Annotated in this window: 17 protein-coding genes; 6 read left to right on the top strand and 11 right to left on the bottom strand. The window is 69.8% G+C overall.

Annotated elements, in window-relative coordinates:
* Window positions 1-31: 31 nt before the first annotated feature.
* On the bottom strand, window positions 32-1960 hold the full coding sequence (locus OGL88_RS02695; protein ID WP_263089450.1) for an amidase family protein: 1929 nt from the start codon (window positions 1958-1960) through the stop codon (window positions 32-34).
* Window positions 1957-2766, bottom strand: a complete 810-nt coding sequence (locus OGL88_RS02700) for a cohesin domain-containing protein (protein ID WP_263089451.1) — start codon at window positions 2764-2766, stop codon at window positions 1957-1959. The genes OGL88_RS02695 and OGL88_RS02700 overlap by 4 nt, the downstream gene beginning before the upstream one ends.
* 137 nt (window positions 2767-2903) lie before the next feature.
* Here OGL88_RS02700 and OGL88_RS02705 point away from each other — a divergent pair, with 137 nt between their 5' ends.
* Together OGL88_RS02705 and OGL88_RS02710 are read left to right on the top strand one after the other, a co-directional pair.
* The gene (locus OGL88_RS02705) at window positions 2904-3515 is read left to right on the top strand and encodes an HD domain-containing protein (RefSeq protein WP_263089452.1); all 612 of its coding nucleotides are present in this window, start codon (window positions 2904-2906) and stop codon (window positions 3513-3515) included.
* A 271-nt stretch (window positions 3516-3786) separates the two neighbouring features.
* The gene (locus OGL88_RS02710) at window positions 3787-4074 is read left to right on the top strand and encodes a hypothetical protein (protein WP_111084949.1); all 288 of its coding nucleotides are present in this window, start codon (window positions 3787-3789) and stop codon (window positions 4072-4074) included.
* Between the two features lie 300 nt (window positions 4075-4374).
* On the opposite strand, the gene OGL88_RS02715 is transcribed toward OGL88_RS02710, so the two are convergent.
* The gene (locus OGL88_RS02715) at window positions 4375-4839 is read right to left on the bottom strand and encodes a phage tail protein (RefSeq protein WP_263089453.1); all 465 of its coding nucleotides are present in this window, start codon (window positions 4837-4839) and stop codon (window positions 4375-4377) included.
* A gap of 101 nt (window positions 4840-4940) precedes the next feature.
* On the opposite strand from OGL88_RS02715, the gene OGL88_RS02720 reads away from it, so the two are divergent.
* Both OGL88_RS02720 and OGL88_RS02725 read left to right on the top strand, forming a co-directional pair.
* The gene (locus tag OGL88_RS02720; protein WP_263089454.1) at window positions 4941-5405 is read left to right on the top strand and encodes a helix-turn-helix domain-containing protein; all 465 of its coding nucleotides are present in this window, start codon (window positions 4941-4943) and stop codon (window positions 5403-5405) included.
* 116 nt (window positions 5406-5521) lie between these two features.
* Window positions 5522-5788, top strand: a complete 267-nt coding sequence (locus OGL88_RS02725; RefSeq protein ID WP_263089455.1) for a HepT-like ribonuclease domain-containing protein — start codon at window positions 5522-5524, stop codon at window positions 5786-5788.
* A 12-nt stretch (window positions 5789-5800) separates the two neighbouring features.
* Here the strand turns inward: OGL88_RS02725 and OGL88_RS02730 are convergent, their stop codons facing one another.
* The 4 genes from OGL88_RS02730 to OGL88_RS02745 are packed head-to-tail and all read right to left on the bottom strand — an operon-like array spanning window position 5801 to window position 8514.
* On the bottom strand, window positions 5801-6598 hold the full coding sequence (locus tag OGL88_RS02730) for a response regulator (RefSeq protein ID WP_263089456.1): 798 nt from the start codon (window positions 6596-6598) through the stop codon (window positions 5801-5803).
* 6 nt (window positions 6599-6604) lie between these two features.
* The gene (gene ychF, locus OGL88_RS02735) at window positions 6605-7678 is read right to left on the bottom strand and encodes a redox-regulated ATPase YchF (protein ID WP_123313302.1); all 1074 of its coding nucleotides are present in this window, start codon (window positions 7676-7678) and stop codon (window positions 6605-6607) included.
* A gap of 59 nt (window positions 7679-7737) precedes the next feature.
* Entirely contained in the window at window positions 7738-7947 is a 210-nt protein-coding gene (locus OGL88_RS02740) for a hypothetical protein (protein WP_263089457.1), read from the bottom strand.
* Window positions 7948-7956: 9 nt separating this feature from the next.
* Entirely contained in the window at window positions 7957-8514 is a 558-nt protein-coding gene (locus tag OGL88_RS02745) for a hypothetical protein (RefSeq protein WP_263089458.1), read from the bottom strand.
* A 74-nt stretch (window positions 8515-8588) separates the two neighbouring features.
* On the opposite strand from OGL88_RS02745, the gene OGL88_RS02750 reads away from it, so the two are divergent.
* Both OGL88_RS02750 and OGL88_RS02755 read left to right on the top strand, forming a co-directional pair.
* The gene (locus OGL88_RS02750) at window positions 8589-9227 is read left to right on the top strand and encodes an exonuclease domain-containing protein (protein WP_263089459.1); all 639 of its coding nucleotides are present in this window, start codon (window positions 8589-8591) and stop codon (window positions 9225-9227) included.
* Window positions 9228-9332: 105 nt separating this feature from the next.
* Window positions 9333-10091, top strand: coding sequence for a GntR family transcriptional regulator (locus tag OGL88_RS02755; RefSeq protein ID WP_123294141.1), 759 nt, complete (start codon window positions 9333-9335; stop codon window positions 10089-10091).
* Window positions 10092-10239: 148 nt separating this feature from the next.
* Here OGL88_RS02755 and OGL88_RS02760 read toward each other — a convergent pair whose 3' ends face one another.
* The 4 genes from OGL88_RS02760 to OGL88_RS02775 all read right to left on the bottom strand — a co-directional run bounded on the left by OGL88_RS02760 (window position 10240) and on the right by OGL88_RS02775 (window position 14088).
* Window positions 10240-10647 (bottom strand): tautomerase family protein, encoded by a 408-nt coding sequence (locus tag OGL88_RS02760; RefSeq protein ID WP_123294142.1) that lies wholly within the window; start codon window positions 10645-10647, stop codon window positions 10240-10242.
* 122 nt (window positions 10648-10769) lie between these two features.
* Window positions 10770-11963 carry a Gfo/Idh/MocA family protein gene (locus OGL88_RS02765; protein ID WP_263089460.1) on the bottom strand — a complete coding sequence of 398 codons (1194 nt, stop codon included), beginning with the start codon at window positions 11961-11963 and terminating at the stop codon, window positions 10770-10772.
* 146 nt (window positions 11964-12109) lie between these two features.
* Window positions 12110-13222, bottom strand: a complete 1113-nt coding sequence (locus OGL88_RS02770; RefSeq protein ID WP_263089461.1) for a transaldolase family protein — start codon at window positions 13220-13222, stop codon at window positions 12110-12112.
* Window positions 13219-14088, bottom strand: a complete 870-nt coding sequence (locus tag OGL88_RS02775; protein ID WP_111084937.1) for a sugar phosphate isomerase/epimerase family protein — start codon at window positions 14086-14088, stop codon at window positions 13219-13221. The genes OGL88_RS02770 and OGL88_RS02775 overlap by 4 nt, the downstream gene beginning before the upstream one ends.
* Between the last annotated feature and the right edge of the window lie 3 nt (window positions 14089-14091).

The raw sequence follows: 14091 nt of genomic DNA on the forward strand, positions 1-14091 counted from the left end.
TCTTTCGGTCGCGTCGCGCGACCCGCTCAGCTCAGCCGAGCGCCGGGTACAGCGCGGGCGTGGTGCGCGCCTTCGTCTCCTGCTCGAAGGCGTAGCCGAGGCCGATCAGCGTGCTCTCGTCGAACGAGCGGCCGAGGAACTCGAGGTTCACGCCGGCGCCGGTGATCGTGCCGTCGGCCGCGGTCGCCTGCCCCATCGGGACGGTGATCGCCGGCATGCCGGTGTTCGGGCTGAGACGCATGTTCGTCGACTGCGTGCCGTAGGGCGTGCCCGACGGGTAGATGAGCGAGTCGAGGTCCTGGTCGTCGAGCATCTGGGTGACGAGCTGCTTGCCCGTGGCGAGCTGCGTCGTGTGCGACCCCGTCGGCCCGGCCCACGCCTGGTACTGCGCGTCGGTGATCAGGTCGCGGGACTCGTAGGTCGACTTGCGGCTCGGCACGTACTCGCCCGAGGCCAGGATGCCCTGCAGCGACCGGGCGGTCACATCGGGGTCGAGGTGCTTCGCGACGTACTCGTCCAGGTCGTGCTTGAACTCGTTCGTGCTGCCGCTGCCCTCGGACAGGACCCGGTTGAACGCCGTCGTCGCGGTGATCGGGACGACGGTCGCGCCGGCGGCCTCGAGCTTCGCGACGGACGCGTCGAACAGGCGCTTGGTGGTGGCGTTCGTGCCGACCATGCTCGTGACGTACCCGATGCGGGCGCCCTCGAGCGAGTCCGCGTCGAGCGACGACGTGTACGAGGTCGGCACCTTGCCGGACTGCGCGCTCGTGACGGGGTCGGCCGCGTCCACGCCGGTGACGGCGTCGAGCGCGACGGCCGCGTCGGTCACCGAGCGGGCGATGGGCCCGCCGGTGTCCTGCGACAGTGCGAGCGGGATGATGCCGTCGCGGCTGGCCAGACCGACGGTCGGGCGGATGCCGACCAGCTGGTTGTACGTCGACGGGATGCGGATCGAGCCACCGGTGTCGGTGCCGAACCCGATGCCGGCGAGGTTCGCCGCGATCGCCGCACCGGTGCCACCGCTGGAGCCTCCGGCGGTCTGCGCCGTGTTGTACGGGCTGGCGACGAGGAGCGACGAACCGGCGGGCTGGTTCGACGAGAACTCCGAGACGAAGCCGTAGGCGAACTCGTCGAGGCTGGCCTTGGCGAGGATCACCGCACCGGCACCGCGCAGCCCGGCGACCATGGTGGCGTCGGTGTCGGTCTGGTTGTCGTCCCAGCAGCCGCAGCCACCGGTGGTCGGCATGTCCTTGGTGTCGTAGTTGTCCTTCACCGCGATCGGCACGCCCAGCAGCATGCTCGTCATGCCGTGCTCGGCACGCTCGGCATCCGCCGTCTTCGCCGCGGCGAGAGCCTCGGCGTTCGTCGTGACGATCGAGTTGAGCGCGCGGCCGGTCGACGCGGAGTCGACCTTCGTGCGGTCGTACGCGGCGATCCGGTCGAGGTAGTCCTGCGTGATGGCGACCGAGGTGGTGACCCCGGCGTTCATCGCGGCCTGCATGTCGATGGTGGACGCCTCGACGAGGGTGAACGGGCCGTCATCGTAGATCATCCGCTGGGACAGCGCGGCGAGGTCCGCCACGGTGATCGTGCCGTCGGCGTCGGTGTCCGCGGCGCTGACCGTCGCCCAGTCGGCACTGGCGCTCGTCGTGCCGAGGTGCTCGGTGAGCACCGCGAGGTCGGCCTTCGTGACCTGGTCGTCGCCGGTCAGGTCGAGGTCGGTGTAGTACGGCGCGAGCATCACTGCGGGGCTGGCGTCCACGGCTGCCGGTGCCGCTGCGGCCGTGATCGCGGGGGTCGCGGCGAGGACGGTGCCGACGAGGGCGATGAGCGAGGCGCCGGCGACGGCGGTGCGCTTCCGGGCGTGCTTCGTGCTGGCGTCCGGCTTGGTGGCGGCCCGCTTGCTGGCGTCCGGCTTGGTGGCGGCCCGCTTGCTGGCGTCCGGCTTGGTGGCGGTCATTCGGCTGCTCCGGTGCGCTCGCGGCGGGCACGGCGCGCACGCAGGGTGATCAGGGTCCCGCCGGCGGCGAGGAGGGCCAGGGACGCGGCGATCCACGGTGCGACGTCGGCACCGGTCCAGGCGAGTTCGCCGCCGGCCGGACGGTCGCCACCCGCTGCGGCCACGGCGGTGGCGCCGCTGGTCGGGCCGGAGGTGGTCGCCGGGTCGGGGTCGCCCGCGCCGGTGCCCGGGTCGGCCGTGGCGGTGGCTCCCGGCGTGGGCGTGGGCGTCCCGGTGGGCGTCGGCGTGGCCGTCGCCGCTGCGGCGATCGAGATCGAGGTGCTCGCCGGGTCGGTGAGGGTCGTCGAGGTGCCGTCGGATCCGACGAGCGTGATGCTCGTGACCGCCAGGTCGACGCTGCCCGGTGCGGTCGGCGTCAGGCCGATCGAGGCAGCGAGGTCGCCGCTGAGTGCCGGGGAGCTCCCGAGGCGGGTGTGCACGATCGTCAGGGCGTCGCCGTCCTGCTCGACGCTGTCGAAGCCGCCGTCGGGACCGGTGACGCTGTCGTCGACGTACGCCAGGGAGTCCGCGTCGGCGTCGAGCGTGATCTGGTACGCGTAGACGTCGGTCGTCGCCGGGATCGTCAGGTCCACGTCGAACGCAGTGCCGACGGTCGCGGTGGAGGGGGCGTCGATGGTGGCGGTCGTCGCGGTCGGTGCTGCCTGGGCCGGCGAGGCGGTCAGGGCGGCGAGGCCGATCGCCCCGGCGGCGACGAGTGTCGAGGACACGATCGTCGCGCGGGGGCGCAGCCGGAGGCGGTGCTGCATGGGTGCAGGTCCTTCGGGAGGAGGTCGGGTGCTGAGCGGGTACTCAGTGATCCGAAAGCTAACGGTGCGCTGTTTCCGGCTCGGGCCCGGCACGTTTCCGCGCCGTTACGGCTCCGTCGCACCGCTACTGTCGTGCCATGCCGCTCGACGTCGAAGCCCTGCTCACCCCGCCCTCCCCCGTCGCCGCACGGGCGTTGGACGTCGTCCGCACCTGGTCCTCCCCCGCGCTGGTGAACCACTGCCTGCGCTCGTGGGCGTGGGCGGTCCTGCTCGCCCCGACCGTCGACCTCGAGCCGGATCGCGAACTGCTCTTCGTCGCCACGATGCTGCACGACCTCGGCGTGACACCGTCGTTCGACGCCCACGCCGTGCCCTTCGAAGACGCCGGCGGCGCCGTGGGCTCCGTCTTCGCCCTCGGCGCCGGGTGGGACGCCGCGCGTGCTCGACGCGTCGGTGAGGTCATCGAGCGGCACATGTGGACCTCCGTCGACCCCGCGATGGACGTGGAGGGGCACCTGCTCGAGGTCGCCACCTCGCTCGACGTCTCCGGCGCCGGGTTCTCGCGGTGGTCCACCGACGACCTGCACGCCGTCGCCACCGCACTGCCCCGCCTCGGGTTCTCCGGCGCGTTCGCCGAACTGATCCACGCGCAGGCTTCGCGCAAGCCGGCCTCCGCCGCTGCACGACTCGACGGCTCCGGCAACGTGGCTGCAGGTGGCTCGCGATGGGACGCGTTCCTGGCGTCCTGATCGGATCTGCTGGTTTGCTGGACTTCTCCGCATCGGGCCCGTATAGTGTTTCTTTGGTGCACTGCAGCGAACCCATCTGACTCGCGCACACCAACGTCTCGATACCGACTCACCCGAGTCGCATTCCAAGCGAGACCCCCGCTCGATCCGAACGGATCAGCAGCACGTTGAAACTCGACGTGCGCGCCCCGCACTCGATGCGTCGCGCCGGACTGAGACGTCCGCCGACACCGAGTCGCCCTGGCGCCGAATGACCAGGAAGTACAGCACCATGACCAGCAACGAACGAATCACCGTGTTCGGGACCGCACTCGCGGCCCCGACGATCACCCCCGACCGCATCGCCGAGTTCCCCGTGCGTGACGACCGCTCGCAGCGCGAGTACCTCGTCCGCATCGCGGCCGACGACCTGCAGACCTTCGTCACCCGTGGCACCCGTCTGGACGCCGTCGGCGAGGCCGGCTGGACCGTCCCGGGCCGCTCCTGGGCCGGCGAGGCCAGCCGCACCCTGCTGCAGGCACAGTCCGTGCACGCAGGCGACATGGCCCTCGCGGCCTAGGCTCCACCAGTACGAACGCGAAGCGCCGCCGGGCTCCCCGGCGGCGCTTCGTCGTGCGTGGGCTGCTCCGCCGTGGTCGACGCCGCTGTGCCGCGCTCGCCCGGCGCATCCTGACTCGCTGCGGCCCGTTTCTCGTTGAGCAGCAATCGCATTGCCCGCGCTCGGGAGCTGTCCCCCGTGAACCCGACGTACAGGCCGTGCATCACCGCAGTCTTCACCAGAGTCGCCGTCATGGTGACCAGGGTCGATCATTGTTGGCCGCCAGCCCAAACATTCCATATGCCGGGGCATCTCACGACGTCAGTAATCGCCCTTCACGACGAAGAACGAGCCGCGGATCGTGCCGGCGAGCTTCGATTTCTGACGCGCGAACTTGAACTTGTCGGCGAGCTCCTCGGGCACCTCCATGCCGTCGGAGAGCTTGAAGCCGACCGCACGCTTGCCACCCGGCTCGAGCGTGTAGAGCACGTTGATCGCGAGACCGGACTCGTAGAACACGTACGTCCATCGCACGCCGTCGACGAGCGCTTCCGTGGCTTCGAGCGGTGGTGAAGCGATGACCAGGCCGCGCTCCTCCTCGAGCACCCGCCGCACGTAGGCGACCAGGTCGGGCACGTCCGCCGCGGCGTGCGTGGTGAACACGTGGTCGTACTTGTTCGCGAAGTACCGCGCCTCGTTGGCCCGGAGCCCGGCGAGTGCATCGGCAACCGGCGAGGACTCGAGACCCACCGTGGACACGTTCACGAAGTCGACGACGTACGACATGGGGCCTCCTCGGGCGCTCAGACGAGCCGAATCTAGTCCACCGCTCCCTTCCCCGTGCGAGCGTCTTCGGTCTATAGTCGGGGGCTATACAGGAGGTCGACATGCGGATCGAGCGTGCTGCGGAACTCATCCGCGCTGCCCGTGAAGACCTGGGGCTCTCGCAGACCAGTCTCGCCGCCGCTGCTGGCATGCAGCAGCCGACCATCTCCGCCTACGAGAGCGGACGGAAGCAGCCGCGCCCGGAGTCACTGCGGCGGATCCTCAGCGCGGCACACACGCGCCCGAGCATCCCTCTCACGGTGTACGCAGATGCGATCCTCGAGGAGGCGAAGCGCTTCCACCTCGAGAACGTTCGCGTCTTCGGGTCCGCGGTCCGTGGTCAGGACACCGAGCGCAGCGACATCGACCTGCTCGTGCATCTGACCCCTGCCACATCGCTGTTTGACCTCGGCGGCTTCGCTCACGAGGTCGAGGCCATCACCGGCTTCGACGTCGACATCCTCACCGACGACCTCGAGGACGACGCGCACTTTGCTCACGTCCTCGAAGAGGCCGTGCCGCTGTGACACCCGAACACCGGTTCACGCCACGCCCCCGCGCCGACGGCGACCCCGACGGCGCCGTCCGGGAGCGTTGGCAGTCATTGCAGGCCAGCTTCCTCGACTTACTCGCGGAGTGCTCCATGATCGTCGAACACGGTCGCGATGAGTTCGACGCTGCGCGGAGTCTCACGTACCGGGCGGCCGAGGCAGTGATCATCCACTTCGACGATCTGCTCGGACGTATCCCGGAGGACCGCGAAGCGCGGTTGCCGTCCGACCTGTCCCTCGCCGCCGTCCGGAAGACCCGGAACATCCTCTCGCACGACTACCGCGGGGCGCGGAAGGAGATCGTCTGGGACGCGATCGAGCACCGCATCCCCGCGGTGATCCTCACCCTCGTCGGCTGAGGGCACGGCGGGTCAAATGAATGCTGGGCGATCGAGCGCTTGCGCTATGGCGTCGAAGAGCCCCAGCGGCTCGTAAGTCGACTCGGTTCCTCCTGCCATCAGCCATTGTCTGCGATGATCCGGGTCATCGGAGCTCGAATACAGAACGACAGGAAGCGACTCGGTCCGCAGGCGTATCGCTTCCAAGAGGTCGTAGCCGGCACGCAACTCGTCGCGTCGCTGCATGTCCGTGATGACCAGGTCGAACCTGTTCTCAGCATCGAGTAAGTCGACAGCTTCCTCAGTACTCCGAACGAGGACAGATCGGTTCCCGACGCCGTCGAGCACCCGCCGCTCGTTGCGCACCCAGTCCGGATTATCGTCGACCCAGAGGACAAGACCTGGTCGAACGTTTCGCAGCTCTGTCAGGATCTCGCCCGCCTGAGCAGACTGCGACGCGCTCAGCCGTTCTCCGGTCCTGCTCTCCTGGGCGTCGTTGAGCGCCTGCTCAACCGCAGCCAGCTGACGTTCGAGCCGGCGGTGCCTCGCCCGCTGGATACGTGCCTCCGTAGCGCTCGCTTGCTTCTGTAGAACGTAGATGCCCGCAGCGAGTGCCACGCCGAAGGCAGTGACCACGAAGCCGAGGACCCCAAACGGAGTGAGGCCTGCGTCCGCCCAAAACGTGACCCAGAACGATGCCAAGAATGCAGCGATAGCAACGACGCCAACGACCCACAGAGTCACGGCGATACGGCGTCGTACCCTCGCCTCTGGCTCCGCTTCAGCTTCCGAAGCACGATCGTCAATTTTCATGAGGTCCCCCCTGCTCACGATGACTCAGTTGTTGAAGCGGAACTCCACCACGTCGCCGTCCTGCATGACGTAGTCCTTGCCCTCGATCCGGGCCTTGCCGGCAGCGCGGGCCTCGGCGATGGAGCCGGTCTCGACCAGGTCGTCGAACGAGATGACCTCGGCCTTGATGAAGCCCTTCTCGAAGTCGGTGTGGATGACGCCGGCAGCCTGGGGTGCCTTCCACCCCTTGCCGATCGTCCACGCACGGGCTTCCTTCGGACCGGCCGTCAGGTAGGTCTGCAGGCCGAGGGTGTCGAACCCGATGCGGGCGAGCTGGTCGAGTCCGGACTCGGTCTGCCCGGTCGACTCGAGCAGCTCGGCGGCGTCGGCGGGGTCGAGGTCGATGAGCTCCGACTCGACCTGGGCGTCGAGGAACACAGCCTGGGCGGGTGCGACGAGGGCAGCCAGCTCGGCCTTGCGGGCGTCGTCGGTCAGGATCGCCTCGTCGACGTTGAACACGAAGATGAAGGGCTTGGCGGACAGGAGTCCGAGCTCGGCGATCGGCGCGAGGTCGATCTTCGTCGCGGACAGCAGGGTGCCCTGCTCGAGCGCGGCACGGGCCTCGCGAGCCGTCTCGAGCACGATCGGCTCGGCCTGCTTGAGCTTCACGGTCTTCTCGTACCGCGGAAGCGCCTTGTCGATCGTCTCCATGTCGGCGAGGATCAGCTCGGTGTTGATGACCTCGAGGTCGTCCTTCGGGGACACCTTGTTGGCGACGTGCACGACGTCGTCGTCGGTGAAGCCACGGACGACCTGCGCGATGGCGTCGGCCTCGCGGATGTTGGCGAGGAACTTGTTGCCGAGCCCCTCACCCTCGCTCGCACCCTTGACGATGCCGGCGATGTCGACGAACGATACCGGCGCGGGCACGGTCTTCTCCGAGTGGAAGAGCTCGGCGAGCTGGTCGAGCCGCGAGTCGGGCAGGTTAACCACCCCGACGTTCGGCTCGATCGTCGCGAACGGGTAGTTCGCGGCGAGGACCTGGTTCTTGGTCAGGGCGTTGAACAGGGTCGACTTGCCGACGTTCGGGAGACCGACGATTCCGATGGTGAGAGCCACGGAAGAAGAGCCTACCGGCGGCGGCCCGCCGGAGCCGACCCGGGCCTCCAGTCCGTCCGTCAGTCCAGCGGTGGCGACCCGCCCAGCGTGATCAGCCACAGGATCGCGGCGAGGAGGCCACGGGCCGATCCGGTGGCCACGATCGCGACGGCGGCACCGGCCGCGAGGAGTGCGGCGGCCAACGCGACGGCACGCCGTGCGGTGTGCGGCGCTGCGTCGACGCGCTCCGCCTGTGCCAGCAGCTCGTCCATGTCCTGCGGTTCCCCCATGCGCCGAACCTAGTCCGTCGGCATCCGGCGCCGTAGGGCCGTGATGCGCCGCTCGACGACGTCGAAGACATCGGCCTGCAGCCGCTGCGATCGCCGCCAGTCGCCCGGCACCTGCAGCGAGTGGTCGGTACCGGCGACGGTCCGGAGGCGCGCCCTGGTCCCCGACGCGCGTTCCGGCCGCCACATGGTGTCGTCTCCACCCCCGATCGCGTCGTGCGCGTCGGTCGCGCGGGCGAGCGCTGCCGCGACGTCGTCGTGGGTGAGGACCGGCGTCAGCCAGACCCCGGGGACGTCGTTGCGGAGCGCCCAGGGCAGGGCGAAGCAGCCGAACGACTTCGCGACGACGAGGTCGGGCAGCCGGTCCCCCAGCGCCGAGGCGACAGCGGTCTCGACGAACCCGACCGGATCGACACCGGCAGCGTCGTCGACATGCCAGCGTGGCGGGACGACCTCGCACCCGGCCGCGGCGGCGATCTCGCTCGTCCACCAGAGCAGCGGCGCCTGCTGCCCGTAGCCGGCACCGGCGAGCACCAGGACGAGCGGACGGCGGTCGGCATCGTTCCCCATGCGCTGAGGGTAGCCACACGCAACGCCGACGGGAACGGAGGGGGATGTCGGCGCCCCGTGCGACGATCGGGACCGTGCCGTTGAACTTCACCGCGATCGACTTCGAGACCGCGAACAGCTCGCCCGCCAGTGCGTGCTCCGTCGGACTCGTCAAGGTCCGCGCCGGCCGGGTCGTCGACCGGGCGTCGTGGTTCATCCGCCCGCCGTTCGGACACGACGCGTTCCTCGAGTGGAACACCCGGATCCACGGGATCGTCGCCGAGGACGTTGTCCGAGCGAAGACGTGGGAGCAGCAGTACCCCGACCTCGTGGCCTTCGCCGAGGGCGACGTCCTGGTGGCGCACAACGCCCGGTTCGACATGGGCGTCATCGCCGGTGGGTGTTCGGCCACCGGCATCGACCTCGCCGAGCACCACTCGATGTGCTCGCTCGCGGTGGCCCGCAAGACCTACACGCTCGACTCCTACCGACTGCCGGTCGCCGCCATGGCCGCCGGGTTCGAGGGCTTCCGGCACCACGACGCCGCCGCCGATGCCGAGGCGTGTGCCGCCATCGTCATCCACGCTGCGGGCCACCACGGCACCGACACGGTCGAGGCCCTGGGCGCGGCGACCCGCGTGACGATCGCCCCGGTCCGGGCCCGTGCCGAGAAGCCCAAGGCCTCGACGCCGCAGCCGCGGCTGTCGAACCGTCCGATGGTGTTCGCCGACTGACGCAACGCCCGCTGCGCGCGGCCGGGGTGCCACATTCCCGGTGGTATTGTCACGACAATGCCGTCGGCACCGACGCCGGCATCTCCGCACGTGTGAAGGACCGCGATGACCAACGAAGGCCAGCTGCCGTCCGACCTGTTCATGGACCTGGACCGGTCGGGTCCCATGCCCCTCTACTTCCAGGTGGCCTCGCGCATCGAGGAGTCGATCCGCTCCGGTGTGATGCCTCCCGGCGCCCGTCTCGAGAACGAGATCGCGCTCGGCGAGCGCCTCGGGCTGTCCCGCCCGACGATCCGCCGGGCGATCCAGGACCTCGTCGACAAGGGACTGCTCGTCCGCCGCCGCGGCATCGGCACACAGGTCGTGCACGGCCCGGTGACCCGCAAGGTCGAGCTCACGAGCCTGTACGACGATCTGGCGCAGGGGTCACAGGCACCGGCGACGAAGCTCCTCGAGCGCAACGACGTCCCTGCCTCGGACGAGGTCGCCGCAGCTCTGAGCATCGAGCCCGGCACGATCGTGGCGCACATCCGCCGCGTGCGGTTCGCCGAGGACGTCCCGATGGCGATCCTCGAGAACTACCTGCCGCCGGAGTTCCTCGAGATCACCGACCAGGACCTGCAGGACCACGGGCTCTACCAGCTGCTCCGGGGCCGTGGAGTGACCATGCGGGTGGCGAAGCAGCGGATCGGTGCCCGCGCGGTCACCGACGAAGAGGCCGGTCTGCTCGAGATCGAGGACGGCGACCCCGTGCTCACCATGAGCCGCACCGCGTACGACGCCTCGGGCCGCGCGGTCGAGTACGGCGTGCACTGCTACCGCCCCGACCGCTACTCGTTCGAGGTCACCCTCGTCGACAAGTAGGCGGCTCGCTGTCCGCCTGACGTCGAGGTTCCACGAACTGCCGCACGCGTGACGCCGAGGTTCCACGGATGGCCGCCGAACGCCTCGAGATGCCGAGATTTCGGAACCTCGGGGCGGACGGACGGGACGGGCGGGCTGGCGCGGGCACTCAGGCCGGCGCGGGCACGCCGAGCTCGCCGGTCACGTACTGGGCGCGACCGAAGCCGAACGACCAGTCCTGCGGGCCGTTCTCGACGTAGCCGATGAAGACGTCCTCGGACGCGACACCGATCGCCGCCAGGGCGTCGTGGATGGCCGCGTACAGCGTCGTCTTCGCCTCGTCGGTGCGCCCGCGCTGCGTGAAGACCTGGATCACGACGACGCCCTCGGTGCGCTCGAACCCCAGGCCGGCGTCCTCGGCGATGATCTGCTGCGCCGGGTGTTCGGTGATCACCTGGAACCGGTCGCGCACGGGGATCGCGTACACGTCGACGATGGCCTGGTGGATCGCGTCGGCGATGGCGCGCACCGCCTGCGGCGTGCGGCCGGTGGCGAGGTCGATACGGACGAGCGGCATGGTGCCTCCTGCAGTTCGGGACTTTGTCCTGACAAACTAACATGGATCGAGACCCGGCAACAGACGGACTGGAGGCGCGGTGCCAGCTGGCACCGCGCCTCCTGTCCGTCGTCCGCGACCGCCTAGAGCACGGGAGTCGCCGCCGCGTAGGTGAGCGGCCCGTCGACGCGCGCGACGTCGTGCCACGCGCCGTCGGCGAGGGACGCCTCCGCCGCCTCGACGATCGACGCAGCGGCCAGGCCGTCGGCGACGGACGGGGCGAGCTGCTCCCCGCGGCGGACGCTCGCGACGAACTGGGCGGCCTCGATGGTCTTCAGGTCGTCGTAGCCCATGGCCGTGCCGGCGCCGGGCTGGAAGCGCGCGAACTCACCGTCACCCGCGGCGACGTAGTGCGTGGCGTAGCCGTCGACCTCTTGGCCGTCGAGGTACACCTCGAGCTCGTTGAGCCGCTGGAAGTCCCACCGCACCGAACCCTTGGCGCCGTAGATCTCGAGCGTGTACTCGGCGTGCGGTCCCCGCATGACGCGGCTCGAGTCCATGGTGCCGACGGCGCCGTCCTCGAAGCGGAAGAGCAGGGCTGCGTAGTCCTCGTTCTCGACGCGGCCGAGTTCGCCGGTGGCGGCGGCGCTCCGGTCGACGATGCCCGCGGCCGGCTTCGGACGCTCCTGGATGAACGTCTCGGCGAGCGCGCTCACGCTGGCGATCCGACCGACGACGTACTGCGCCAGGTCGAGGCCGTGCGAGAGCAGGTCGCCGAGCACGCCCGAGCCGGCACGCTCCCGCTCGAAGCGCCAGGTCAGCGGCGCCGCAGGGTCGGACGAGTAGTCGGCGAGCAGTGAGCCCCGCACGTTCGTGATGCGGCCGAGGCGGCCGCTGCGGACGAGTTCGCGGGCGCGCTCGATCGCCGGGGCGTGCCGGTAGTTGAACCCGACGCTCGTGATGACACCCGCGCGCTGGACGGCCTCGTGGATCTGCCGGGAGTCGCTGGCGTAGCGGCCCATCGGCTTCTCGATCCAGAACGGCTTACCGGCCTCGGCAGCGGCGACCGCCATCTCGCGGTGCAGGAAGTTCGGCGAGCAGATCGAGACGACGTCGACGGCCGGGTCGGCCAGGACCTCGTGGTAGTCGGCGACCGCCCGCTCGTAGCCCAGGCGGGTCACGGCCTGGTCGCGTGCGGCCTCGATCGGGTCCGCGGCGACGACGAGCCGCGGCTGCACGCCGAGCTCGGGGAAGTGATCGGGCAGGGCGCGGTAGGCGCGGGAGTGCAGCCGCCCCATCCAGCCGACCGAGACGAGGCCGACGCCGATGCTGTCCATGGGAACTCCTTCGTTCGTGGGCGCCGATTGGAGCGCGCCAACCATCGTACGGGATCGCTCGTGGTTTGTCAGTACAAATGCTGTGAGCAGAAGACGTCGGGTCACCTGGGGCGACCCGACGTCGTCTGCTCACGAAGTCGCTCGGCTCAGTTCGGCGGGAAGATGATGTCCCGCACCAGGGCGTCGAGCTGCGCGTCGGCGTCGAGGAACTGGCGCAGCGTCGTCACCGTGGCCCCGAACCGGTCGAACTCGTCGATCGTCATGCCGTCCACGTCGTAGCCGCGGGCGAACTCCGGCGTCGCGGCCCGGAGCGCCTCGATGACGTGCACGGGGACCTCGTCGTCGATGGCGTGCGGACGGAACGGGAACGCGTTGTCGTTGATGTCCTTCGTCCACTGGAACGGCGGCGACACCACCAGGTCACCGCCCTGGAACTCCGACCACTGCAGTGCGTTGCGGAACGCGGCGACCAGCACGCGCGAGCGGAACCCGCGCTCCTGGAAGACGCGGTAGGCGTTCTTCACCGCGGCGACACCGGCCCACTCGAGGATGCCGGGGTCGACCATGACGTGGTCCCGCTTGACGACGGTCTTCAGCCAGTCGTCGAACCGGCCGGCCATCAGCGTGACGACGTGGCCGAACTCCTGGTCGGGCAGCCCGTCGGCGGCACGACGGTCGAGCGCACGCTCGATGGCCTCACCGACGGCGACGACCTGCGGCACCGTGAAGGACACCGTCGCGTTGATCGAGACCCCGCGGTAGGCGGCCTCCTCGATCGCGGCGATGCCGACCTTGGTGGCGGGGATCTTCACGATGATGTTCGGGGCGAGCTGCGAGAACCGCACGGCCTGCTCGACCAGGGCATCGGCGTCGCGGTGGAAGCGCGGGTCGGTCTGCATCGACAGGCGACCGTTGCGGCCCCCTGATGCCTCGAACGCGGGCAGCAGCTGCCCGGCCGCCGCGACGGAGAGCTCCTCGACGGCCTTCCAACCGATCCAGGACTCCCCCGCCGTCGGGTGTTCCGCGGCGATCTCGCGGATGCGCGGCACCCAGGTCTCCGGGTCCTGCTTGATGCAGGTGTACGCGATCACCGGGTTGCAGGTCGCCCCGACGGCGCCGTACTCGTGGATCGCGGTGGACAGTTCGCGCGGGTCGGCGGAGTCGTTCCACAGGGCGGTCACGGTCTGCGACGCGGCCTGCAGCGTGACGGGTCGGACGTCGGCGTCGGTGATCGCCGGTGACGAGAGGGTGTCGGTCATCGTGTGAGTCCCTTCTTGATCGTGTCGAGCTGGAAGCGCGAGACCTGGTCGGCGTTCTCGTCCTCGGCGAAGACGCTCGACACCGCGACGGTGTCCTCGCGTGCCGTGAAGCCGACCCGGTCGAGAGCAGCCCAGAAGGCGTCGAAGTCGACGTCCGCCTGCCCGACCGGCAGGTGCTGGTGCACGCGGACCGGGTTGCCGGGCGGGTTGGTGATGTAGCGGAGGCCGTGCGACCGGTGGTGGTCGTAGGCGTCGGCGACGTGCACGAGCTGCAGCGAGTCGCCCGCAGCGTCGATGATCTCGTCCATGTTCCCGCCGTAGTGGAACGTGTGGCAGGCGACGTAGACGAAGCCGATGCTCTTCGAGTTCAGCCCGCGGATCACCCGGAGCGCCTCGAGCCCGTCCTCGACGAAGTCGTCGGGGTGCGGATCGATGAGCACCCGGATGCCGGAGTCCTCGATGATCGGCAGGAGCTCCTCCATCGCCCAGTGGAACTGGTCCTCGGACTCCTCGGCGCGCTCGGGGCGGCCGGAGAACTCCGTGTTGATCGTGTCCACGCCGAGGCGCTTCGTGATCTCGATGACCCGCTTCCACTTCTTGACGGCGGCCTCGCGCGCCTCCTTGTCCGGGCCGGCCCAGCGCAGGACGGGTAGGACCGACGCGACCTGGACCCCGGCCGTCGTGCACGCCGCGGCGAACGCGTCGACGAGGTCGTCGTCGGCCGTGGGGTGCCGGTAGAAGGGGATGAAGTCCTTGTGCGGGGTGAGCTGCAGGTACTCGTAGCCGAGGTCGGCGACCTTCTGCGGGAACTCCAGCAGCGACAGGTCGTGGTGGTACGGCGTGGGGTCGAGTGCGATCTTCGGCATCGA

Source organism: Curtobacterium sp. RIT-PI-V (genome assembly GCF_025642935.1).
Taxonomy (GTDB): domain Bacteria; phylum Actinomycetota; class Actinomycetes; order Actinomycetales; family Microbacteriaceae; genus Curtobacterium.